General features: G+C 50.6%; 25 protein-coding genes. 22 read left to right on the forward strand and 3 right to left on the reverse strand.

Going from position 1 to position 24,044, the window contains the following annotated elements; genetic code table 11:
- Window positions 1-32: 32 nt before the first annotated feature.
- Window positions 33-1,328: a DNA polymerase Y family protein gene (locus tag DXA36_RS21035; protein WP_118681413.1), complete on the reverse strand. Its 1,296-nt coding sequence runs from the start codon at window positions 1,326-1,328 to the stop codon at window positions 33-35.
- Between the two features lie 152 nt (window positions 1,329-1,480).
- Here DXA36_RS21035 and DXA36_RS21040 point away from each other — a divergent pair, with 152 nt between their 5' ends.
- The 5 genes from DXA36_RS21040 (at window position 1,481) to DXA36_RS21060 (ending at window position 5,078) form a co-directional block, all read left to right on the forward strand.
- Entirely contained in the window at window positions 1,481-1,669 is a 189-nt protein-coding gene (locus tag DXA36_RS21040) for a FeoB-associated Cys-rich membrane protein (RefSeq protein WP_118681414.1), read from the forward strand.
- 20 nt (window positions 1,670-1,689) lie between these two features.
- Window positions 1,690-2,151: a transcriptional repressor gene (locus DXA36_RS21045; protein WP_118681415.1), complete on the forward strand. Its 462-nt coding sequence runs from the start codon at window positions 1,690-1,692 to the stop codon at window positions 2,149-2,151.
- 179 nt (window positions 2,152-2,330) lie between these two features.
- On the forward strand, window positions 2,331-3,374 hold the full coding sequence (locus tag DXA36_RS21050; protein WP_118681416.1) for an alcohol dehydrogenase: 1,044 nt from the start codon (window positions 2,331-2,333) through the stop codon (window positions 3,372-3,374).
- 98 nt (window positions 3,375-3,472) lie between these two features.
- Complete coding sequence (locus DXA36_RS21055) at window positions 3,473-4,657, forward strand: serine hydrolase domain-containing protein (protein ID WP_118681417.1); 1,185 nt, start codon at window positions 3,473-3,475, stop codon at window positions 4,655-4,657.
- 163 nt (window positions 4,658-4,820) lie between these two features.
- Entirely contained in the window at window positions 4,821-5,078 is a 258-nt protein-coding gene (locus tag DXA36_RS21060; protein ID WP_118681418.1) for an HPr family phosphocarrier protein, read from the forward strand.
- 111 nt (window positions 5,079-5,189) lie between these two features.
- Here the strand turns inward: DXA36_RS21060 and DXA36_RS21065 are convergent, their stop codons facing one another.
- Window positions 5,190-5,762: a TetR/AcrR family transcriptional regulator gene (locus DXA36_RS21065; RefSeq protein WP_118681419.1), complete on the reverse strand. Its 573-nt coding sequence runs from the start codon at window positions 5,760-5,762 to the stop codon at window positions 5,190-5,192.
- Window positions 5,763-5,948: 186 nt separating this feature from the next.
- Here DXA36_RS21065 and DXA36_RS21070 point away from each other — a divergent pair, with 186 nt between their 5' ends.
- Window positions 5,949-8,045, forward strand: coding sequence for an efflux RND transporter permease subunit (locus tag DXA36_RS21070; protein ID WP_118681420.1), 2,097 nt, complete (start codon window positions 5,949-5,951; stop codon window positions 8,043-8,045).
- A gap of 12 nt (window positions 8,046-8,057) precedes the next feature.
- On the forward strand, window positions 8,058-10,502 hold the full coding sequence (locus DXA36_RS21075; protein WP_118681421.1) for a hypothetical protein: 2,445 nt from the start codon (window positions 8,058-8,060) through the stop codon (window positions 10,500-10,502).
- A 119-nt stretch (window positions 10,503-10,621) separates the two neighbouring features.
- Here DXA36_RS21075 and DXA36_RS21080 read toward each other — a convergent pair whose 3' ends face one another.
- Window positions 10,622-11,206: a helix-turn-helix domain-containing protein gene (locus tag DXA36_RS21080; RefSeq protein WP_118681422.1), complete on the reverse strand. Its 585-nt coding sequence runs from the start codon at window positions 11,204-11,206 to the stop codon at window positions 10,622-10,624.
- A gap of 344 nt (window positions 11,207-11,550) precedes the next feature.
- Here DXA36_RS21080 and DXA36_RS21085 point away from each other — a divergent pair, with 344 nt between their 5' ends.
- The 15 genes from DXA36_RS21085 to DXA36_RS21155 all read left to right on the forward strand — a co-directional run bounded on the left by DXA36_RS21085 (window position 11,551) and on the right by DXA36_RS21155 (window position 24,044).
- Window positions 11,551-14,079: a glycyl radical protein gene (locus DXA36_RS21085; protein ID WP_118681423.1), complete on the forward strand. Its 2,529-nt coding sequence runs from the start codon at window positions 11,551-11,553 to the stop codon at window positions 14,077-14,079.
- Between the two features lie 165 nt (window positions 14,080-14,244).
- On the forward strand, window positions 14,245-15,036 hold the full coding sequence (locus DXA36_RS21090) for a glycyl-radical enzyme activating protein (protein WP_118681459.1): 792 nt from the start codon (window positions 14,245-14,247) through the stop codon (window positions 15,034-15,036).
- Window positions 15,037-15,048: 12 nt separating this feature from the next.
- The gene (locus DXA36_RS21095) at window positions 15,049-15,423 is read left to right on the forward strand and encodes a BMC domain-containing protein (protein ID WP_118681424.1); all 375 of its coding nucleotides are present in this window, start codon (window positions 15,049-15,051) and stop codon (window positions 15,421-15,423) included.
- Window positions 15,420-15,890, forward strand: coding sequence for a EutP/PduV family microcompartment system protein (locus DXA36_RS21100; RefSeq protein WP_118681425.1), 471 nt, complete (start codon window positions 15,420-15,422; stop codon window positions 15,888-15,890). Before DXA36_RS21095 ends, DXA36_RS21100 begins: the two co-directional genes overlap by 4 nt.
- A 169-nt stretch (window positions 15,891-16,059) precedes the next feature.
- Window positions 16,060-16,863, forward strand: coding sequence for a class II aldolase/adducin family protein (locus DXA36_RS21105; RefSeq protein ID WP_118681460.1), 804 nt, complete (start codon window positions 16,060-16,062; stop codon window positions 16,861-16,863).
- On the forward strand, window positions 16,863-17,330 hold the full coding sequence (locus DXA36_RS21110; RefSeq protein ID WP_118681426.1) for a GlcG/HbpS family heme-binding protein: 468 nt from the start codon (window positions 16,863-16,865) through the stop codon (window positions 17,328-17,330). Before DXA36_RS21105 ends, DXA36_RS21110 begins: the two co-directional genes overlap by 1 nt.
- Window positions 17,321-18,712, forward strand: a complete 1,392-nt coding sequence (locus DXA36_RS21115) for an aldehyde dehydrogenase family protein (protein ID WP_118681427.1) — start codon at window positions 17,321-17,323, stop codon at window positions 18,710-18,712. The genes DXA36_RS21110 and DXA36_RS21115 overlap by 10 nt, the downstream gene beginning before the upstream one ends.
- A gap of 66 nt (window positions 18,713-18,778) precedes the next feature.
- Window positions 18,779-19,990 carry a zinc-dependent alcohol dehydrogenase gene (locus DXA36_RS21120; protein WP_118681461.1) on the forward strand — a complete coding sequence of 404 codons (1,212 nt, stop codon included), beginning with the start codon at window positions 18,779-18,781 and terminating at the stop codon, window positions 19,988-19,990.
- Between the two features lie 22 nt (window positions 19,991-20,012).
- On the forward strand, window positions 20,013-20,327 hold the full coding sequence (locus DXA36_RS21125; protein WP_118681428.1) for a BMC domain-containing protein: 315 nt from the start codon (window positions 20,013-20,015) through the stop codon (window positions 20,325-20,327).
- Between the two features lie 50 nt (window positions 20,328-20,377).
- Window positions 20,378-20,653: a BMC domain-containing protein gene (locus DXA36_RS21130; protein WP_118681429.1), complete on the forward strand. Its 276-nt coding sequence runs from the start codon at window positions 20,378-20,380 to the stop codon at window positions 20,651-20,653.
- A 58-nt stretch (window positions 20,654-20,711) separates the two neighbouring features.
- The gene (locus tag DXA36_RS21135) at window positions 20,712-21,071 is read left to right on the forward strand and encodes a BMC domain-containing protein (protein WP_118681430.1); all 360 of its coding nucleotides are present in this window, start codon (window positions 20,712-20,714) and stop codon (window positions 21,069-21,071) included.
- 236 nt (window positions 21,072-21,307) lie between these two features.
- On the forward strand, window positions 21,308-21,586 hold the full coding sequence (locus DXA36_RS21140) for a BMC domain-containing protein (protein ID WP_025483876.1): 279 nt from the start codon (window positions 21,308-21,310) through the stop codon (window positions 21,584-21,586).
- A 53-nt stretch (window positions 21,587-21,639) separates the two neighbouring features.
- A complete protein-coding gene (locus DXA36_RS21145; protein WP_412249702.1) occupies window positions 21,640-22,260 on the forward strand; it encodes a phosphate propanoyltransferase in 621 nt (206 codons plus the stop codon).
- Between the two features lie 166 nt (window positions 22,261-22,426).
- Complete coding sequence (locus DXA36_RS21150; protein ID WP_118681431.1) at window positions 22,427-22,693, forward strand: EutN/CcmL family microcompartment protein; 267 nt, start codon at window positions 22,427-22,429, stop codon at window positions 22,691-22,693.
- Between the two features lie 22 nt (window positions 22,694-22,715).
- Window positions 22,716-24,044: a 4Fe-4S dicluster domain-containing protein gene (locus DXA36_RS21155; protein WP_118681463.1), complete on the forward strand. Its 1,329-nt coding sequence runs from the start codon at window positions 22,716-22,718 to the stop codon at window positions 24,042-24,044.

Consider the following 24,044-nt stretch of genomic DNA (forward strand, 5'->3'; position numbering starts at 1 on the left):
GCCCCCTTTCCCTGCGGGTTTTTCTCTGTTTCCTATAGCCTTTCTTTGTCATAATCCACATCCATTTTTTCACGGGTGATACCGCCGGCCATGTGATCCATGGCATTTTGTTTTACAAATACGGCTCTTTTGAGAGAATCAATGCCGAAACGGCCCCGGATCTGGTCCGCCATGGTATCCGCCTGGGCCAGCTTCTCATAGCAGGGTACCTCTTCCCTGTAAAGGGGGGACGGTTCCATGTCCAGTAAATGCAGCTGGCGGCAGTCGGTGTTGTCCCGGACATGGTTCGTGTGGATTCCCAGATGCCGGATTGGCGTACAGCCGTCCCAGGCTTCCTGAAAAAGCTCCATGGCGGCATGATGAATTTCATTGGTGATATTGGTGGAAGCGGGCAGCGTTTTCTGGTGGGAAACGCAGGTAAAGTCCGCATATTTGATACTGACCGCGATTACCTGGATCCGCACCTGATCCCGGCGCAGGCGGGTGCCGATGGTCTCAGCGAGAGAGAGCAGCACGAGGCCCGCCGAAACCGTATCACAGATATCAAAAGCAATGGTGGTGGAATTGCCGTACCCCTTGTTAGGGGGTACCATGGTTTCTACCTGGGCACTGTCCCTGCCGTTGGCATAATTCCAGATCACCTCCCCATAGGATTTGAAATGGGCCAGCAGCAGTTCCCTGTCCGCGTGAGCCAGCTCCCCAATGGTGCAAATCCCCAGCCTGCGGAGCCGGGAAAAGGAAGCGCGTCCCACGAAAAAAAGATCAGTAACCGGGAGCGGCCACATTTTGCGGGGAATTTCCTCCGGGAAAAGGGTGTGGGTCCGGTCGGGCTTTTGAAAATCCGAGGCCATTTTTGCCAGAAGTTTATTTTCGGAAATGCCGATATTCACCGTAAATCCCAGTTCCTGGTAAATCCGCCGGCGCAGGGTATCCGCTGTCAGAATAGGATCACCCCAAAGATCCTGTGTCCCGCTCATATCCATAAAAGCTTCATCAATGCTGTACTGCTCCACACCGGGCGTATATTCCCGGAGAATATCCATAAAAGCATGGGAGCAGCGGCTGTAGAGACGGTAATGAGGCGGAACGACAAACAGGCCGGGGCATTTCTGCCGTGCTTCCATCAGGCTTTCCCCGGTCTGGATCCCACAGGCCTTCGCCGGAAGGGATTTGGCAAGAACAATGCCATGTCTTTTCTGGGCATCCCCGCCTACCACACAGACCTGTTCACGCAGATCTGTCCTTCCGCCCAGATGCTTCAGGCGGTATACCGCTTCCCAGGACAGGAAGGCGTTATTTACATCCACATGAAAAATAATTGGTTTCATGAGAAAAGTATATGACAGAACATATGTTCTGTAAACAGGAAATAAACGGTAATCATGGAAAGAAGCTATTGACAAAAAATAAAAGTTAGTTTATACTAACCTAAGATAAAGTAAATGAGAGCCATTCTCAAAAGAAAAAGGAGATGGAGCATATGACCTTTCTTATAAATAATATAGGAACCCTATTGACAGGTATTGTCCTCCTTGCGGTTGTGGTCCTGGTGCTGCGTACCATGATACGGGATAAGAAGGCGGGAAAAGGCGGATGCGGAGGATCCTGCGGCGGCTGTTCCCATACATGTGCCTGCCACGGGAGCATGAGGGAACACAAGGCGGAATAAGACGGACAGGAGTGGATTGGATGATAAAAGAAAAACAGGATAACAGACAGTTTATGAAAAATACCGGACGCCGGGAACGGATTCTGACAGAACTGAAAAGGAACGGCTTCCGCATTACCAGCCAGAGAAGACTGCTCGTGGATATTATTCTTTCGGATGAATGTTCCTGCTGTAAGGAAATCTATTACAAGGCGGTGCGTGAAGACCCTTCTATCGGGATTGCAACCGTATACCGTATGGTAAAGACGCTGGAAGAAATCGGGGCCATAGACAGAAAGAACCTGTACCGGATTTCCTGTGAGGAAAACTGCGAATTCCAGGAGGGCTGTATCCTCGTCCTGAAGAATAAGGAGAAGGTAACGCTTTCCATGGAAGACTTCCGGGAGGCGGTAAACGAAGTCCTGCGCAGAAAAGGCTATCGGGAAGAAAATGATGTGGAAGCGGTCATATGGAAGGACGGCAGTCTTGTGGAAGGTGTATGAAAAACGGGAATAACGGACAGGCGCAACGGTTCAGATTTGTCTGAAGCGTTGCGCCTGTCCGTTTTTTGACGGTAAGGCCGGGCTTGCAGAGGTAACGCACTGGTGGTATACTTTGCTGTGTCGCGGCAGTGTCCCTGAGGAGGACGCCGTCAGGATAAAAGGGAAAAGCGAGGGATGCTATGAAAGCGGTAGTGTATAAGGAAAAAGGTGTTTTCAGCCTGGAGGAAAGGCCTGTCCCCGTACTTCAGGAGCCTGGAGACGCCATCGTTAAAGTGACATTATGCTCCATTTGTTCCAGCGACCTCCATATCAGGCATGGCAGTGTTCCCCGGGCGGTTCCGGGGACGATTGTAGGACATGAGATGGTGGGGGAAGTGGTGGAGGCCGGTTCCGGAGTGAAGAAATTCAGGCCCGGCGACCGGGTGAGCGTCAATGTGGAGACCTTTTGCGGGGAATGCTTTTACTGCAGGAAGGGATTTGTGAATAATTGTACGGATGCCCATGGCGGATGGGCGCTGGGCTGCCGGATTGACGGCGGGCAGGCGGAATATGTGAGGGTGCCGTTTGCCGATAACGGCCTGAACCGGATCCCGGAAGGTGTGAGTGATGAACAGGCTCTTTTTACGGGGGATATCCTGTCCACGGGTTATTGGGCCGCCCAAAACAGTGAAATCCGCAAAGGGGATACGGTGCTGGTGCTGGGCGCCGGGCCTGCCGGGTTATGTACCCTTATGTGTGCAGCGCTGTATGAGCCGGGTGCTATTGTCTGTGCGGATATCAGCGAAGAACGCCTGGAGCTGGTCAGAAGCAGGGGACTTGCGGACCGGGTGGTCAATCCCGAAAAAGAAAAGGTACAAGAGGTGCTGAGGGAAATGACAGACGGAAGAGGTGCCGATGTGGTTATTGAGGCAGCAGGCGGGCCGGATACCTTTCAGCTGGCATGGCAGGCGGCCCGTCCCAACGGCATCGTATACATCGTGGCATTGTATGAGGAAGCACAGAGCCTTCCGCTGCCCGCTATGTACGGGAAAAACCTGACCTTTAAAACCGGCGGCGTGGATGCCTGCTCCTGTGATGAAATCCTGGCCCTGATTGCGGAAGGCCGCATAGATACCACTTGTATGATAACCCACAGGTTTCCGCTGGAACGTATCATGGAGGCCTATGATATTTTTGAAAACAAACGGGATCATGTGTTAAAAATAGCGGTGGCGCCTTTTTAAGAGAGGATGCTGTGAGAAAGACAGATACCGGAAGGTCTGACAAAGATGCATAATGCAGACCCGGTATAAAGAGAGAAAGAAAAGGGGAAGAAACAGAAATGAAAGCAGAAATCAGAGAAAAAATGCAGGAAATGCTGGATACCGCAGTTGCCCATAAAGAACTGGCGGGGGGAAGCCTGCTCATCAGACAGGATGGAGAAGAAATCTGTTATCTGGAAAGCGGTATGGCGGACAGGGAACGGGGGAAGGCCATCCGCAGAGATCAGATTTACCGCCTTTATTCCATGAGCAAACCCATAACAGGGGCGGCTGCGATGGTTCTGTTTGAGCAGGGAAAACTGGATCTGGCGGAGCCTGTTTCCACCTATCTGCCGGCTTTTAAGGGACAGCAGGTGGAAGAAAACGGAAGTCTGGTGCCGGCGGAGAGGGAAGTCACGGTTAAGGATCTGCTGGGCATGACTTCGGGACTGCTGTATAACGGAAATCCGGGTCTGGCAGGAGAATATGCCACACAGGTGTTCCGCCGGGTGGATGAAAAACTGCTGACGGATCAGGCAATGACAACGGCGGAAATAGCAGAAGCGCTGGGCAGAGGGCCTTTGAAATTCCATCCGGGCTCCTCCTGGCTTTACGGAACCTCCGCGGATGTGCTGGGAGCGGTAGTGGAAGCGGCATCCGGGATGACCTTCGGCACTTTTCTGGAAAAATATATCTTTTCCCCTCTTGAAATGAAGGATACCGGCTTTTATGTGCCGGAGGAGAAACGGGAACGCCTGGCGGCGGCCTATCGTATGGATGACAACGGGGAACTGGTGCGATATGAAGAAAACCATCTGGGGATTATCAATGCCATGGACAGGCAGCCTGCGTTTGAGTCCGGCGGAGCCGGGCTGGTTTCCACCATTGATGACTATGCCCGGTTTGCCCAGATGCTTTTGAATGAAGGAGAACTGGACGGCAGACGGATTCTCCGTCCGGCTACGGTACGCTTTATGACGGCAGGCCAGCTGAATCAGGCGCAGCAGCTCGCATTTGTCCGCAATTTTTCCAATATGCCGGGCTTTAGTTATGGGAATCTGATGCGGGTAATGAAGGATCCGGGCCAGTCGGCAACCCTGAATCATGTGGGAGAATACGGCTGGGACGGCTGGCTTGGCTGTTACTTTGCCAATGATCCGGCGGCCCGGATGACCATGCTTTTTATGATGCAGAAAACAGACTCCGGCCTTACATCCGTGGTCCGCAGAATGAGAAATCTTTTCATAAGTGAAACAGAAAATTGATAGAAACGCCATAATATGACAATAATGCACAAAAACCTCTCATAAATGCAAAAACAATGTAAAAGCATACAAAAAAATGACGACAGACGGCGCGAATACTTGTACAATGTGTATGCATATGATATAATGTTTGTGTAACAAGGGGCATTATGGAGGGATTTTTATGAGAGAGTTTGAACATACGGTACGTTCGGTTGTCGGGCTGCATCCCCGGGTAGCAGGGGTAATGATGCATCTTGTAAAGGATTTTGAAAGTGACGTCATTCTTACGGATGGGGAGAAAAGCGGCAATCTGAGCAAACTGCTGGGGATTCTGCATATGAACATCCAGCAGGGGGACAGACTGCACCTGCAGATTTCAGGAAAGGACGAGGAGGTAGCCTACCAGGAATTGCAGGCATTTATGGCACAGAATTTATGACAGCACGTTTTCTTTAAAAGACAGCGGCTGCCGTTGGTAAAAAAGCTTCCTGCCGCAGACAGACAACAATTCCGGTTGTCTGTGCGGCAGGAAGCTTTTTTTGTACGGAAGCTAAAAAACCGGTGTTATAAACCCCCGCTTGATTAAATCGCCTGCCAGGGCTGCAATCTGCCTGGGCGGCTCCGGCGTTTCTTTGTTAAGCCAGGCTTCGATCATACCTATACAGCCGGATACCAGAAAGGAATAATAGTAGTCGAAGGTTTCGGAGGGCTGCTGGTTTTTGCGCCAGACCTGGAGGATGCGCTGTTTTACCACCTCTTTCATCCGGTTTATGAAGGTGAGATCCCCGTGAGGGCCCATCAGGGCCTGGGCGGTCTGTACATTAGCATACAGAAAGGTAAACACATCTTCCAGTATGGTATATAAGGTATCGTCCGGCACTATGGTAAAGTCCCGGTCGAGTATCTCGTTAAATTCCGAGAAAAGCTCATCCTCCACCTTATTCAGCATGTCATATACATCTCTGTAATGCAGGTAAAAGGTACCCCGGTTGATATCGGCAAGGTCGGAGAGCTCTTTGACTGAAATGTCTTTGACCTCTTTTTCTTTCATCAATTCCGTCAGACAATTCAGAAGACGTGTTTTTGTTTTCCGGACCCGCCGGTCGGTTTTTGCAGGTTCCATACGATCCTCTCTTTCTTAAAAAACTATAAAAAACTAAACACAAAGCCGGAATGTGTTCAGTAACAAACACAAATATAAACACTGATTATTGTATTAGATAATTATAATTAATATAATTTAGAAAAGCAAGAAAATGAACAGCTGTTGAGTAATAAAATACAGTTGAGTAATTGAGGAGTGAAAAAAATGGAACGATATACCCAATTTTTGCTGAGACATAAGAAACTGATTATCGGTGTATTCGTTTTAGCTGCCGTCCTGTGCGCCGTTCTTTCCGGCCTGGTAGGGGTAAATTATGATTTTGCCGACTATCTGCCCGATACGTCCGCCTCCACGAAAGCGCTGGAGGTGATGGATGAGGAGTACAGCCAGTCCGTACCGAATATGAGGGTGCTGGTATATGAGGTTTCCATTCCCCGGGCATTGGCTTATAAGGAACAAATAGCCGCGGTGGACGGTGTGGAGGAAATTAACTGGCTGGATGATGCGGTAGACATTTACGAGCCGCTGGAGCTGGCGGAGCAGAAAACCGTGGATGACTGGTATCAGGACGGAAACGCGTTGTTCAGCGTGACCGTAGACGAAAAAAAGCAGGAAAGCGTGATACCGGCGGTAAGGGAAATTATCGGGGAAGAAAACTGCATGTCGGGCGCTGCGGTGACCTCCGTGCTGGCTCCGGTAAATACGTCGGCGGAGGTGCAGCAGATCATGTTTCTGGCTGTGCCGATTATCTTCCTGATTCTGATCCTGACTACCAAATCCTGGTTTGAACCCGTACTGTTTATGATAACCATCGGGGTGGCTATCCTGATTAACCGGGGAACGAACCTGATGTTCGGCACCATTTCCTTTGTGACCAATGCGGCCGGGAGTGTGCTGCAGCTGGCGGTATCCATGGACTACTCCATTTTCCTTCTCCACCGCTTCGCGGAAAACAGGGATGAGGGCCTTCCAGTGGAAAAAGCGATGACACAGGCGGTACAGCAGTCTGTGGGGAGCATCCTTTCCAGCGGGCTGACAACGGTTACCGGTTTCCTGGCCCTGGTGCTCATGCGCTTTAAAATAGGGCCTGATATGGGCTGGGTTATGTCAAAGGCTATTGTATTCAGCCTTGTGAGCGTGCTTTGTTTCCTGCCTGCCCTGGCTATTTCTACATACCGCCTGATAGATAAAACACAGCATCGCAGCTTTATCCCTACGTTTGATAAATTTGCCGGACTGGTCATGAAGCTGCGGATTCCCATGCTTGTCCTGGTGGCTCTGATTCTCCCGGTTTCTTTCCTGGGCCAGCAGAAGAATGCTTTCTTCTACGGAGGAAGTCAGGTATACAGCACCAGGGCCACACAGATGGGACGCGATATGGAAGCGATCGACAGCATGTTTGGCTCCTCCAATCCGGTCGTACTCATGGTTCCCAAGAGAAACATGGAAAAGGAAATTGCCATGAATGAGGAACTGAAAAAGCTGGACTGCGTAACAAGCGTGGTTTCTTATGTGAACTCTGTTGGGAATGCCATCCCTTCCTCTTTCCTGCCTTCCGAAACCGTGTCCCAGCTTTATTCCGCCCATTACAGCCGGTTTGTTATCACGCTGGAGACGGAGGAAAAGGATCCGGACTGGTACGAAAAGGTGAACGATATCCGCAACATCGGGGAAAAATATTACGGGGATAAAATCCAATATGCAGGAGAGCTGGTGAGCACGGAGGATTTGAAAACTACCATTACCCAGGATAATGCCAAGGTGAACTTTCTGGCGATTGCTTTTGTGTTCTGCATTCTGCTGGTGACCTTTAAATCCCTGTCCCTGCCGGTGATTCTGACGCTGGTTATCGAATCCTCCATCTGGATTAACCTGGGGCTCCCCTATTTCCAGGGACAGACATTGTTTTACATCGGGTATCTGATAATCAGCACCGTACAGCTGGGAGCGACGATTGATTACGCCATTCTGTTTTCCGACCGGTATATGGATTTCAGGAAAAAGCTTTCCAAAAAAGAAGCGGCGTTTATGACACTGAAGACCTGTACCATATCCATTCTCACTTCTGCGTCCGTACTCACTCTGGCAGGCGTGATATTGGGAAAGGTATCCACCAACGGCGTACTGAGCCAGCTGGGAATATTAATTGGACGGGGCGCGGCGCTGTCCTTTGTTTTGGTTATATTTGTCCTGCCCACCCTTCTGCTCCTTTTTGACGGAGTGATAAGGCGTACGACTCTGCACTGTGATTTTTACAGGAAAGAAAAAGAGAGCGCGGAGTCCGGGAAAGCAGCGGATTAAGGAGGAGAGAAGATGAAAAAAAATAAGAACCTGGCAGTAAAGGGTACCGCATGTATCCTGTCGGCAGTGATGTTTCTGGGCAGCGGTTTTTCCGCAGCCGCGGCAGGTGCCAATACACAAAAGGATGAAAATGTATATGTGAATCTGAAACAGGACGGAAGCGTGCACAGCATCTATGTGGTCAATTCCTTCCGGCTGGAAACGGAAACGGATATTGTGGATTACGGAAAATACGATTCCGTAAAAAATCTGACAACAGATGCGGAACTGGAAAAAAAGGGGGATACCATTACCGCAGCGGCCCCCGCAGGAAACTTTTTCTACCAGGGAAACCTGAAAACCAAAGAGATGCCCTGGGAACTCACCATCCGTTATTATCTGGACGGAAAAGAAGTGCAGGCGGAGGAACTGGCCGGGAAGAACGGAAGCCTGAAAATAACCATACATGTAGGGAAAAATGACAGTGTGGACGAAGCTTTTTTCGAAAATTACCTGCTTCAGGCCACCGTAACCATGAATATGGATACTTGCAGCAATCTGAAGGCGGCAGGGGCCGCTGTAGGCAACGTAGGGACCTCCAAGCAGCTGGTATACAATATTATGGCAGGGCAGGAAAAGGATATCGTTATTACGGCGGATATCCTGGATTTTGAAATGGATCCCATAAGCTTCCAGGGAGTCCCCATGTCCTTTGATCTGGACAGGGATACGTTATCCATGGATGCCCTGTATGACAAAACCGGTGAGATCAAGGATGCGGCGGATGAATTTTCCGACGGTGCGGCGGAACTGTCCGATGGCGCAGGCGCGCTGAAGGACGGCGCTGCCGATTTGAAGGATGGGGCCGACAGCCTGAAGGAAGGGATTGAAAGCTATGCGGACGGTGCGCAGTCTCTGGGAGACGGCGTGGATACGCTGAAGGACGGAACGGACGATCTCGCCGACGGGGCAACGGAGCTGGCGGATGGAATTTCCTCCCTGAAGGAAGGTGTGGATCAACTGGCCGGAGGTTATAACGGAGAGGAAGGCGCAGCAGCCGGCGCGAGGAAGCTGGCGGAAGGCGCCGACAAACTGAAAAGCGGGGCCGGGCAGCTGAGTGATGGGATTAGTGCGTTGGTGGGGATGATGCAGAAAATGGGTAATGTGGAGCAGCTAAGTCAAGAAGATAAAGAAATAATAGATAATATTATTGTCCTTTTGAGAAGCAATGGCATTACCTATACGTTGACAGGAAATACAGCGGTTGAACAGTTGAAAAATTTATCTGGCTTTTTGGGTCAGACAATTAATAGTCTTGCAGGAGGAATGCCACCATCGACTGGAACTAATTCCATCGTAGAAAATAAGGATTCTTTCTATTCTTCTGTTTCTGGAAATTCGGTTGAAAGGGAAGGTGAAGAGAAGAGTACAGAACAGGAAAATGAGCAAGAAGCCGAGGAAACGAAAACAACAGAAGTGACCGAAGAAACGGAAGCAACAGAAGGTACGGTAGAAGAAAAGGAAAGTACAGATATAACGGGGGAGACAGAAGAGCAGGGTGAGGATAAAGGAAAAGAATCAATAGAAGAAAAAGAAAGTACAGAATTAAAAAAGGTTGAGGAGACTACTAGAAACGAGGAGATGCAGAGTGGCGAAACTATAATTAATAGTGGATATAAGAAAAAATATGGTTCATATACATTTGCGTCACTTGATTATAGAGACAAAAAAACAAATTCGCAAAGAGATGTAAAAGTAATACAGATAGTAAATACGGGTACAAATCAGAGTGTGGCATTAGCCGGATTGATAGAAGCTAAGGAAGGCGTAGATCAACTTCTTGGTAGTTACCAGACTCGTCAGGAATTAGGAAGTGCTTCCACTCAATCCCAACTCAAACAACTCACCGAAGGCGCCTCCGCCCTGAAAGACGGCGTGGCCTCTCTTGCGGACGGCGCAGGATCCCTGGCCGACGGAATCGGCCAGCTTGCGGACGGCACCAACCAGTTACAGTCCGGCGTTTCCGAACTGAATGACGGCGGCTGGGAACTGGCGGACGGTACCAAAGATTTGCAGTCCGGGGTATCGGATTTGGCGGACGGCGTGAAAGAACTTACAGATGCCTCCGATGATTTGAAGGACGGATCCGGCCAGCTTGCGGATGGCACCGGTGATTTACTGGACGGCACGCAGGATTTAGTGGACGGAGTGGGAGAATTGAAGGATGGAACCGACGAATTCAAGGATAAGAGTTCCGATATTGATACGCAGATTGATGAGGAAGTGGATAAGGTGATAAACAATTTTTCAGGAAGCGATTTCACTCCCCTTTCTTTTGTCTCAGATAAAAATACCAATGTCAACCTGGTACAGTTCGTCATGAAGACAGATGGGATTAAGATGCCGGAGGAGGTAATGCCTGAAAATGCAGAAGAACCGCTTACTTTCTGGCAGAGATTATTGAATTTGTTTCGGTAAATGAGGAAAGCCGCGGGAATCACTATTCTCCCGTGGCTTTTATTCCGGCAGGCAACGGGCCAAAGGGTGTGCCCGCGCGTCTGCCTCACTAAACGGCTCTTAAAAACCTGAGCAAATTTCTAAATTTTCTGCTTCATCAATCCATGCTTATTACAATAAACATACAGATAGCCATGCCCTCTGAGCCGGAACCGCCCTTCTGCGTTCTGTTCCGGATAAAGCTTTAAAAGCTCCAGCCTGCCGGAGGTCATCCAGGCGATAAACGAAATATGATGGGTCTTGCTCATTTCATGCGCTATCGTGACATAGGACTCATCCTCCACCTGTTCTACAATAAGAGAATGGGCGCCGTCCGTTTCCTCCGCCTCTTCGGGCGGCAATGTGATTCCGCAGCAGCTTACCACACATTTCCCCATAGTATGGATAATATTCCCGCATACCGGGCAGATATAAAAGACGCTGCGCAGCATGTTTCCCATCTTATTCTGGTTCGTGACATAATCTCCGCTGAGAAGCTCCGCAACGGAAATATCCAGAGCCGCAGCCAGCGGTTCCAGCAGGCTGATATCGGGATAGCCCTTTGCCGTTTCCCATTTGGATATGGTTTTGTCACTTACACCCAATATCTGAGCCAGTTCTTTCTGGGTAATCTGTTTCTTTTCCCTGAGTTCCCGGATGGTATTTCCGGTAATATAATGATTCATTTCTTGTGTCCTTTCCGCTGCATAAGGCAGCTGTCTTTCCTTCCTTCAAGGATAAAGGAGAAGAAAGAGGAATGCAACCTACGCTTCGTGGAGAGGATGCCGCAGGGCACAAAGGGCCGTCTGAACGGCTGTTGAAAACAACAAAAAACAAATATAATATATGCGGTATTTGTTGACATTTTTGCCCGGAGCAACTATACTAATTATGGAAAACCACATAAATTGACGCCTGATTTTGCAAAACCACATAAATAACGATACGCAGCAGATATCATGCCTTCCGGGAAAACCGTGTCTTTTTACAGGACGTCTTACCGGAAGAGAACTATGGAGGAAAACGCAGGATGAGCAGTAAATTCAACACCGATCCCACAGCCAAATCGGAACGTATCACCAGGCTGGTTGAAAACCTGTACCGTAACATGCCGGAAATCGAACCGGACAGGGCGGTACTGCTGACAGAAAGCTACAGGGAAACAGAGGGCGAACCCATTATTATGCGAAGGGCCAGGGCCTTTGCCCATATTCTTGCCCATATCCCCATCACTATCCGTGAAGAGGAGCTTATTGTAGGAAGCTCTACCAAAGCGCCCAGAGGCTGCCAGACCTTTCCTGAATTTTCTTATGAATGGCTGGAAGCGGAATTCGATACGATTGAAAAGAGAAGCGCGGATCCTTTTTCCATTTCCGAGGATACCAGGAAAAAACTGCGGGAAGTACATAAATACTGGAAGGGGAAGACAACAAGTGAACTCGCCCTCTCCTATATGGCGCCGGAAGCCGCCGCGGCAATTGAACATAATATCTTTACGCCGGGCAACTATTTCTATAACGGTGTGGGACATGTAACCGTCCAATATGAAAAGGTGCTGGAAATCGGGCTGGAAGGCATCATAAAAGAAGCGGCGCAGGAGCTGGCAGGCTGTAATGTGGGAGATGGGGACTATGCCAGGAAGCACTGTTTCCTGGAGGCCGTAATCATGAGTTGTGCCGCCGTAATCGGTTACGCGGGACGTTATGCCGCCCTTGCCAGGCAGGAAGCCGTTTCCTGTACGGACAGAGCCAGGAAAGAAGAACTTCTGCAGATCGCCTCCAACTGTGAAAGGGTTCCTGCCAAAGGGGCACGCAGCTTCCACGAGGCCTGCCAGAGCTTTTGGTTCATCCAGCAGCTGCTGCAGATGGAATCCAGCGGACATTCCATTTCTCCGGGACGTTTTGACCAGTATATGTATCCTTTTTACCAAAAGGACATGGAAGCGGGAAAGATAACAAGGGACGAAGCGCAGGAACTGGTTGACTGTATCTGGGTGAAACTGAATGATCTGAACAAAGCAAGGGATGCGGCCAGTGCGGAAGGGTTTGCCGGCTACAGCCTGTTCCAGAATCTGATTGTAGGCGGACAGAATGAGAATGGGGAAGATGTCACCAACGACCTGTCTTTCCTGTGCATCTGGGCATCCGCCCATGTATTCCTTCCGCAGCCCTCTCTGTCTGTCCGGGTATGGAACGGTACCCCTCATGAGCTTATGGTAGAGGCGGCCAGGCTGACCAGAACCGGAATCGGGCTTCCCGCCTATTACAATGATGAGGTGATTATCCCTTCCCTGATGAACCGCGGGCTGACTCTGGAGGATGCAAGGACCTATAATATCATCGGCTGTGTGGAACCCCAGAAGGCCGGCAAGACCGAAGGCTGGCATGACGCGGCGTTTTTCAATATGTGCCGTCCGCTGGAGCTCGTTTTCTCCAACGGAAAGGATAAGGGAGAACAGATAGGGCCTGCCACGGGAACCGTGGAACAGATGGGCACCTTTGAAGAATTTTATGAAGCCTATAAGAAACAGATGGAATATTGCATCAGCCTGCTGGTAAATGCGGACAATGCCATCGACACCGCCCATGCGGACCGCTGTCCGCTGCCTTTCCTTTCCAGCATGGTGGACGATTGTATGAAGAGAGGGAAAACCGTCCAGGAGGGCGGCGCCGTCTATAACTTTACCGGGCCTCAGGGCTTCGGAATTGCCAATGTGGCGGATTCCCTGTACGCCATCCGGAAGCTGGTATTTGAAGAAAAGAAAGTGACCCTTTCGGAATACAAGAAGGCTCTCGCCCTGAATTTCGGAAAGGGTTTTGATGCTATCACGGTCCAGGAAATGACGAAGGAAATCATAAAAGAGCTTGTAAAGGCAGGGCAGCAGCCCAGCCAGGCCCAGATTGCCGGTATTGTCAAAGGAATTATGGATACGGAAATCCCGGATAAGGACAAGGAGCTTTGTGAAAGGCTGCTCGCCATGATAGAAGAGGTTCCCAAATACGGCAATGATATCGAAGAGGTGGATATGTTCGCCAGAGAGGTGGCTTATACCTATACAAAACCTCTCCAGAACTACAGAAACCCCAGAGGCGGAATTTTCCAGGCCGGCCTGTACCCGGTATCCGCCAATGTTCCTCTGGGAGCGCAGACTGGCGCAACGCCGGACGGACGTCTTGCCCATACGCCTGTTGCGGACGGGGTTTCCCCTACGGCAGGCAGGGATATAAACGGTCCCACGGCGACGGCCAACTCCGTTTCCAAGCTGGATCACGGCATCGCCTCCAATGGAACCCTGCTGAACCAGAAGTTCCATCCTTCGGCGTTGAGCGGGGATGAGGGGCTGAATAATTTTGTGGCTTTAATCCGTTCCTATTTTGATCAGAAGGGAAGCCATATGCAGTTCAATGTGGTGGACAGGAATACGCTGCTGGATGCCCAGAAATATCCGGAAAAATACCAGCACCTGGTAGTCCGTGTGGCCGGCTACAGCGCCCTCTTTACCACCTTGTCCCGGTCCCTGCAGGATGATATCATCCGCAGGACACAGCAGGGCTTCTGATGACGGGAAACAACGGATGTTACTGTTCACTCCGTGCCCGGTAAATGCACAGTACTGAGTGAACAGTAACCCACGATGCCGCGCTCTGCGCATCCTTATGTTCAAACGCACTGCTGTATGCGGCCTGCAGGCTGCATACAGCAGCAGGAAGAGAGGAAAGAAAAAATGGATTACCTTGATACAACAGGCCGTATTTTTGACATACAACGTTATTCCATCCACGACGGCAGAGGGATCCGCACGATTGTATTCCTGAAGGGCTGTGTTCTGCGGTGCCGCTGGTGCTGCAATCCGGAATCCCAGGAATACGGGATACAGACAATGCTGGTACAGGGCAAACCCAAAATAATCGGTGAGGACGTTACGGTCCGCAGGGTGATGGAAACAGTGGTAAAGGATCGCCCTTATTACAGACGTTCCGGGGGCGGACTTACTCTTTCCGGAGGAGAAAGCCTGTGCCAGGCGGACTTCGCGGCGGCGCTGCTGCGGGCGGCAAAGGAAGAAGGAATCAACACTGCAATGGAGAGTATGGCCTGTGCGCCTATGGAAACCATTGACAAGCTTCTTCCCTGGCTGGATCAGTACCTGATGGACATCAAGCATACGGACAGCGGCAAGCATAAGGAATTTACCGGAAAAGGAAATGAACTGATGCTGGAAAATGCCCGCAAAATTGCACAGGGCGGGAAAACGGAGCTGATTATCCGGGTGCCGGTTATCCCAACATTTAATGACACGGAAAAAGAAATCGAAGATATCGCAAGGTTTTCGGATGCCCTTCCGGGAGTGAAACGTATTCACCTGCTTCCTTATCACCGGCTGGGGCAGGATAAATATGACGGATTGGGCCGGGAATACCGGATGAAAGATATCCTGCCGCCCACGGCCGAACATATGGAAAACCTGAAACGGGCTGTGGAACGTGTGAGCAGTCTGGACTGCCGCATCGGCGGCTGAAAGGCAGGAAGAATGGAATTGGAAAACTATAATCCGGAAAAAAAACAAAGAATTGTCCAGGAGCTTGTGCCCGGTAAACAGATTACTCTGGCCCATATAATTGCCAGCCCCGACGGGGAACTGTATGAGAAGCTGGGACTGGATCCGAGGGTGGAGCTGAACCGGGCGGCGATCGGAATCATGACCGTAACTCCTGCAGAAACAGCGATTATCATGGCTGATATCGCCATCAAGTCCGCCGGCGTGTCCCTGGGGTTTGTGGACCGCTTCAGCGGCTCCTTGATTGTAACGGGGACAGTGTCACAGGTGGAGGCCGGGACGCTGGCCGTCCTGGAGTATACGGCGGGCAAACTGGGGTATGAAGTCTGCGGCATAACAAGAACATGAAAAAGATAATTCTTATCGGCAGGAGCGGTGCGGGGAAAACGACCCTGACACAGGCGCTGAAGGGGGAAGAAATCAAATATCACAAAACCCAGTATGTGAACTACTTTGAGTGCATTATAGATACCCCGGGAGAATATGCCCAGACCCATGAGCTGGGATATGCCCTGGCCCTGTATTCCTATGAAGCGGATGTGGTGGGACTTCTTCTTTCCGCTACGGAGCCTTATTCTTTGTATCCGCCCAATATTACCTGCATGGTGAACCGGGAAGTGGTGGGGATAGTCACCCAGATCAATGCGCCGAAAGCGGATCCGGAACGCTCCGCCAGATGGCTCCGGCTTTCCGGCTGTAAAAAGATTTTTTTCGTGGATTCAGCGGAAGGGACAGGCGTTCCGGACATCCTCGCCTATCTGAGGGAAGAAGCGCCGGAAGGAAGAGCGGCAGACAACAAAAATAAAAAACAATAAAAGCATGAAAACAAATAAAAACCACATAAGAAATGTTGACATGTGTTGTATTTAGGACTATAATGAACACGAGTCAACAGGAAAAACAGTCAGAAAGAGTATAAAGAATCTGCACAAGGATGCAAACATATTTTTTACGCCGCAGGAAGACGGCAGAATGGAGGAAACAATGCAGAACGAGTATGAACTTAAGAAATTGATGTGCGACATCGGAAAGAGAATCTATGACCGTAATATGGTGGCGGCCAATGACGGCAACATTTCCGTTAAACTCAATGACAATGAATTCCTTTGCACCCCTACCGGTGTTTCCAAAGGTTTTATGACACCTGAATTTATCTGCAAGGTAGATGGACAGGGAAATGTAATCCAGGCAAACAAGGGGTTCCGTCCTTCCTCTGAGATTAAAATGCACATGCGTGTATATCAGAAACGTCCTGATGTGGGAGCGGTGGTACATGCCCATCCTACCTTTGCAACCTCCTTTGCTATTGCCGGCATCCCGCTGACACAGCCTATCATGCCGGAAGCGGTTATCGCTCTGGGATGTGTTCCCATCGCTGAGTACGGCACCCCTTCCACCATGGAGATTCCCGATAATGTGGAAAAATACCTTCCTTACTACGATGCAGTTCTGCTGGAAAGCCACGGCGCCCTCACCTGGAGCACCGACCTGACGGCCGCTTACATGAAGATGGAATCCGTTGAGTTCTATGCAGAGCTTCTGTACAAGTCCAGAATGCTGGGCGGACCGAAGGAATTCGATCAGGCAACCATTGAGAAGCTGTATGAAATCAGAAGAAAAATGGGCCTGCCCGGAAAGCATCCCGCGGATCTGTGCCAGAATAAGGGGAAGAAAAACTGCCATAACTGCGGAAACGGCTGCGGTTCTGTATCCTCACCCGCTTCCAAAGAGGTAAGCGAAGATATGGTTGCTGAAATCGTTAAAAAGGTCATGGAGCAGATAAAATAATGAACGAAGAGCTGATTGCAAGAACTGTCCGCAGAGTCCTGCAGGAGACGGGCATGTCTCTTAAGCTGGCGGAAGCGTTGGCTGCTAAAGTGGAGGAAAAGGCAAAGGAATGGGGAATGCGGGTAGTTACCGCCCTCGCAGATGAAGCCGGACATCCGAAGCTGGTGCGCAGTATGGACGGCGCCTACATAGGAAGCCTGGATGTGGCGGTGAATAAGGCCTATACCTGTGTGGCCTTTCAGATGTCCACGGCCGCTCTGGGGGAACTCGCCCGGCCGGGAGAATCGCTGTACGGCATCCAGTATACCAACGGCGGCAGGATTGTGATTTTCGGCGGCGGGGAACCGCTTATCTATGAAGGTAAAATAATAGGAGCTCTGGGCGTCAGCGGCGGAACAGCCGAACAGGACACCGCCCTTGCGGCTTACGGAGCGTCCTTGTTAAAGGAGGTAATCTCGTGCCTGTAAGTGAGAGCATGGTACAGGATATTGTAAAGGAAGTGGTTGCCAGGATGCAGCTTTCCGGTAATGCCGGGACAGCGCAGCACGGCGTGTTCACGGATATGAACCAGGCCATTGAAGCGGCGAAGGAAGCGGAAACGAAGGTTCGCCACATGACCATGGACCAGCGTGAGCAGATTGTTTCCAATATCCGCAGAAAGACCCACGAGAACGCGGAAATCCTTGCCCGTATGGGTGTGGAAGAAACCGGCATGGGAAACGTGGGCGACAAGATTTTAAAGCATCATCTCCTGGCGGACAAAACGCCCGGAACGGAAGATATTACAACGACAGCCTGGTCGGGAGACAGAGGGCTTACCCTGATTGAAATGGGGCCTTTCGGTGTTATCGGCGCCATCACACCCTGCACCAATCCCAGTGAAACCGTCCTGTGCAACTGCATGGGGATGATAGCTGCGGGAAATACGGTGGTATTCAACCCCCACCCTCAGGCTATCAAAACCTCCATATTCGCCATTAATATGGTGAATGAAGCCTCGATAGAGGCGGGCGGGCCGGACAATGTGGCCTGTACGGTCAGCAGGCCCACACTGGAAACCAGCAATATTATGATGAAGCATAAGGATATTCCGCTGATTGCCGCGACAGGAGGGCCGGGCGTGGTTACCGCCGTCCTTTCCTCCGGGAAAAGGGGAATCGGCGCCGGAGCGGGAAATCCTCCCGCATTGGTGGATGAGACTGCAGATGTGAGAAAAGCGGCGGCAGACATTGTAAACGGCTGTACCTTTGATAATAATCTCCCCTGTATTGCCGAGAAGGAAATCGTTGCTGTGGACAGCGTGGCCGATGAACTGATGGATTACATGATCAGCGAGCAGGGCTGTTACCTGATTTCCAAAGAGGAACAGGAGAAGCTCACCGCCACGGTGTTGACCCCTAAGGGCCTGAACCGGAAATGCGTGGGAAGGGACGCGAGGACACTTCTTTCCATGATCGGCATTCAGGCACAGGAAAATATCCGCTGTATCGTATTTGAAGGGGAAAAAGAACACCCGCTGATTGCGGAAGAACTGATGATGCCTATTCTGGGGCTGGTAAGAGCAAAGGATTTTGACGATGCGGTGGAGAAGGCTGTCTGGCTGGAGCACGGCAACCGGCATTCCGCCCATATCCATTCCAAGAATGTGGATAACATCACCAAGTATGCCAGGGCAATTGACACGGCTATCCTGGTTAAGAATGCACCTTCCTATGCGGCTTTGGGTTTCGGTGGAGAAGGCTTCTGTACCTTCACCATTGCCAGCAGGACCGGTGAAGGCCTGACAAGTGCAAGCACCTTCACCAAGAGAAGAAGATGTGTCATGTCGGACAGTCTTTGCATCCGTTAAAGAGCAGAACGTGCAGGCATGCCGGAAAAGAGGCATGGACGGCGGAAGGCAGGAAAGGAAAAGAAAATGGACGTTAATGCAACAAATATAGAAGAGATTGTAAGACAGGTCCTAAACAGCATGGAAGGACGTACCGGCACGGAAAAAAGCGTTTCTTCAAATACGGCAGGAGAAATCCCCAAAACAGCCCGTGTTGCCATGCTTACCAGCCTGGAGCATTATGACATTAAGGAATTCCCTATCCCTGAGGTAGGGGATGACGATATCCTCGTTAAGGTGGAAGGCTGCGGTATCTGCGGAACCGACGCCCACGAATTTAAAAAAGATCCCTTCGGACTGATTCCCGTGGCTCTCGGCCATGAAGGAACCGGTGAAATCGTAAAGATGGGGAAAAATGTAAAGAAAGACAGTGCAGGAAATGAATTAAAAATCGGGGATAAGGTAGTTACCTGCATGATCTTTAAAGATAACCCGGACATTACCATGTTCGACCTGAATAAACAGAACGTGGGGGGCGCGGATGTTTACGGTCTGCTTCCGGATGACGATATCCATCTTAACGGCTGGTTTTCCGATTATCTTTTTATCCGCGGAGGCTCTACCGTATTTAAGGTGAGCGACCTGGATTTGTATTCCAGAATCCTGATTGAGCCGTGCGCCGTATTGATTCATGCGGTGGAAAGAGCCAAGACCACAGGAATCCTCCGGTTTAACAGCAGGGTGGTGGTACAGGGCTGCGGTCCTATCGGGCTGATCTGTATTGCGATTCTGCGCACGATGGGAATCAATCATATCGTAGCCGTGGACGGGGAAGAAAAACGTCTGGAATTTGCCAAAGAGATGGGAGCATCCGATACGGTGAATTTCAAGGAGCACAAGGGAATTGAAGCCCTTGCAGGCGCTGTGGAAGCCAAGTTTGACGGACATCTGGCAGATTTTGCATTCCAGTGCACCGGTTCTCCCTTCGCCCATGCAAACATTTACAAATTCATCCGCAACGGCGGAGGCCTTTGTGAACTGGGATTCTTCATTAACGGCGGTGACGCCACCATCAATCCGCACTTTGATATCTGTTCCAAGGAAATCACCATTGTGGGATCCTGGGTATATACCCTGAGGGATTATGCCACCACCTTTGAATTCTTAAAGAGCGCGAAGAAGGCAGGGATTCCTATTGAGAAGCTCATTACCCACACTTTCCCGCTGGATGAAATCAATGAGGCGCACAAAACCAATCTGGCAATGAGCGGTTTGAAGATTGCAATCATCAATCAATAAGCAGTATTAGGAGGCGAAGCCCATGGGAGAAGCCGTAGGAATTTTGGAAGTATTTGGTCTGGTATGTGCTTTTATGGCGGCGGATGCCGGATGTAAGGCAGGCAATGTGCGGCTGGAGCCTTTTGATAAAAATAAGCCGGCCAATGCAGACAGCCTTCCGGTCCCCCTGCTGGTGACCATCAAATTCAGAGGCAGTGTTTCCGATGTGGAAGCTGCCATGGAAGCGGGAGAGCGGGTGGCAAAAAGCCTTACCGGAGTCGTGCAGAAACATATCATTCCCAGGCCCACAGAGGATACGGAAAAAATGTTGAAGCTCTGCGCATTTGACAAGTCATAAACTTATTCAGTAAAATAAACATACAACGAAATTATGTGGAGGAAATTAAAATGGCACAGGAAGCATTGGGAATGGTAGAAACAAGAGGTCTTACCGCAGCAATTGAAGCGGCGGATGCAATGACCAAATCAGCAGAAGTAACGCTGGTGGGGACGGAAAAAATCGGTTCCGGTCTGGTAACGGTTATGGTCCGCGGTGATGTGGGAGCCGTTAAGGCTGCAGTAGAGAGCGGCACCGCAGCTGCGAGCAAGCTCGGCGAGCTGGTGGCAGCACACGTAATTCCGAGGCCGCATTCGGATGTAGAGAAAATTCTGCCTTCTATCTGATAAGTTAAGTAACGGTTCGGACCTGTCTGAACCGCTGCTATTTTAGGAGAAAACGTTCATGGGGAAATCATATGGCCTGATAGAAATAACAGGGGTAGTAGCGGCAATGGATGCCCTTGACATTATGTGCAAAGCGGCGGAAGTCACTCTGTCAACCTGGGAAAGAAAACTGGGCGGAAGGCTTGTAACCATTATTGTGGAAGGAGATGTGGCGGCTGTAACGGCTGCGGTGGAAGCCGCGGCAGCACAGGCGATTAAGCCGCTGGCAGCTTCCGGGGTGATAGCCAACCCCCATGAAGAAATTGTCAGATTGGTGAAGCAAAGTTCAAGCCGTTTTATGGCCGCTTCCAAAGAAGCCGGGGAGGAGAATCCGGCAGAGGGAATGCTTTCTGAGGAAAGCTATCTTCAGGAGGTATAGGCACAGGGTGTTGTGCACCCGCCCGGCTGCCGTAGCAGCAGCTTGGACAATGAGGAGAGATCATGGCAGACAATAATCATAAAGATAAGACAGCACAGAACGAAGCCGGACAGAGTGCTGCCGCTTCAAAAAGCGGTGCTATCAAGACCGCACGCAAAACGACGTCCGCAACAGCACAGAAAGCCGAAAAGGCACAGGTAAAAGAAGAGCCAGTTGTTAAAAAGGAGGAAAAAAGAATGTCACAGGAAGCATTGGGAATGGTGGAAACAAGAGGACTTGTTGCAGCAATTGAAGCAGCGGATGCTATGTGCAAAGCTGCAAATGTAGCTCTGGTAGGAACAGAGAAGATCGGTTCCGGCCTGGTAACCGTTATGGTACGCGGCGATGTGGGAGCCGTTAAATCCGCAGTGGAAGCAGGAGCCAGCAGCGCAGGCAGACTGGGCGAATTAGTGGCTACCCATGTAATCCCCAGACCTCACACAGACGTGGAAATGATTTTGCCCAAGGTTAAATAATTCTGAGAATCTGAAGAAAAGTGGGTGTGGTTGTGGAGACGAATCAAATAGAAATGATTACCAGACTGGTAATGGAAGCCATGGATAAAGAACCCGCAGGAAACGGGTTTATGGTTCCCGTAGGCGTATCCGCCAGACATATACATCTTACCCAGGAGCATGTGGAAATCCTGTTCGGACCGGGGTACCGGCTTACGAAAAAGAAGGATCTCATGGGCGGGCAGTTCGCTGCCAACGAACAGGTTACCATAGTCGGCTTAAAGCTGCGTGCAATTGAAAATGTGAGGGTTTTAGGGCCGGTAAGGAAAGCCTCCCAGGTGGAAATTTCCGCTACGGATGCCATGAGGCTGGGAATTAAGGCCCCGGTTCGGGAATCGGGAGATGTGGCAGGAAGCGCGGCTATCGCTGTGGTAGGTCCCCAGGGAGCGGTTTACCTGAAAGAGGGCTGCATCGTGGCCATGAGACATATACATATGTCTCCCCGGGATGCACAGGCTGCAGGGGTAAAAGACGGCGATTACGTTTCTGTGAAAGCAGAGAACGAGCGGGGAACTGTTTTTGACCATGTGAAAATCCGTGTGGATGACAGCTTTACGCTGGAAATGCATATTGATACGGATGAGGCCAACGCAAGCAGAATCGCTACCGGAGACACCGTAAAAATTATCCGCTGATGGAAGTGTATATAACGGCCCGGACCTGTCCGGATTGTTATATACTCCGTTCTCCCGGTATTCTTGTTCTTTCAGGTCTGAATACCGGGAGATTTTTGTAATACAGGCTAAACTACTAATCAAAGCAGTATCGCAGGTAAACCCGCGATATGCAGGGGGTATAAATATGATAGTCGGTAAAGTAACAGGAAGCATTGTTTCCACAAGAAAAAGTGAGAAGCTGGTAGGAAATAAATTGATGATTGTGGAGCCTTTGGAATCCATGAAAAGTCATGCGGACAGACTGGTGGCTATCGATAATATCGGTGCGGGGATCGGAGAATACGTGCTTGTAGCCCAGGGGAGTGCGGCCAGAATTGGCTGCGATATGCAGGATGCCCCTGTGGATGCCGCAATTGTGGGAATCATCGATGATGCCAGCAGGCTGGTGTGATTCCGGGAAAGTGGAGCAGGCTATGGAGTGTAAAGACTTAAGTAATATCATAAAAGAGAATGGTGTGGTAGGTGCCGGCGGAGCAGGCTTTCCCACCTATATGAAAATTGATGAACGGGCGCAGATCATCGTATTAAACTGCGCGGAATGTGAACCGCTTTTGAAGCTGCACAGGCAGCTTCTTGAAAAATATGCGGAAGAAATACTGGAAACGTTCCAGCTGGTGGCAGACACTGTGGGCGCGGAACGTGCTATTGTTGGAATTAAAGGCGAATATAAGGACACCGTGGCGGCATTAAAGGGATGCATCCACCGGTTTCCCAAGGTTTCACTGCAGCTTCTTGACAGTGTGTATCCTATGGGGGACGAGGTGGTGCTCATTTATGAAGCAACCGGAAGAGTTGTCAGGCCCGGAGGTCTTCCCATAGAAGAAGGCATTGCTGTCTTCAATGTAGAAACCATGTATAATATTTACAGAGCCCTGCATAAAAACCAGCCTGTGACGGATAAACTGGTAACCATAGTAGGGGAAGTGGCGGAGCCGGTTACGGTCAGGGTGCCTCTGGGAACCCCGCTGGAAACCTGTGTGGCATTTGCGGGGGGAGCTGTCGTGAAGGATCCGGTTTATTTGGTTGGCGGTCCTATGATGGGGAATATAAAAAGTGCGTCGGCCCCGGTGACTAAAACCACCAATGCGGTTCTGGTGCTGCCAAAGGAGCATTCCCTGATTCAGAAGAAAAACCAGAATCCGGCCATCGGATTAAAGCGTGCGGCGTCCGCGTGCTGCCAGTGCCAGGCGTGTACGGATCTGTGCCCCAGACATGCGCTGGGACACCAAATTGAACCTCATAAATTCATGCGGGCTGCAGCAAACCGGGATTTCAGGGATGCCAATCCTTTTGTTAATACGTTTTTCTGCAGCTCCTGCGGTTTGTGTGAGCTGTATTCCTGTCCCCAGGGGCTGGCGCCAAGAAGCCTGATGGCGGAATATAAGGCTGGGCTTCGGAAAGCGGGAGTGAAACCTCCGGCGGATATTCTCCCCGCTCCCGTAAGGGAATCCAGGGAATACCGCAAAGCGCCGGAGGAACGGCTGGAGGCCAGACTGGGACTGTCCGCTTATGACAGGGAAGCGCCTATTGAAGATGAAGTGAAGAAAGTGAACGTGGTTGCCATCCCTCTAAGCCAGCATATCGGGGCGCCGGCGGAGCCGGTGGTATCCGTGGGGGATGCGGTGGAAAGAGGGCAGGTAATAGCTGCCGCAGCCAAAGGCTTGAGTGTGCCGATCCATGCCTCTGTCAGCGGCAGGGTAACAGGCGTAGGCGGCGGTGTGATTACTCTGACTGTGTCGTAA

Origin of the sequence: Eisenbergiella sp. OF01-20, assembly GCF_003478085.1 — a bacterium.
In the GTDB taxonomy this organism is placed as follows: Bacteria; Bacillota; Clostridia; order Lachnospirales; family Lachnospiraceae; genus Eisenbergiella.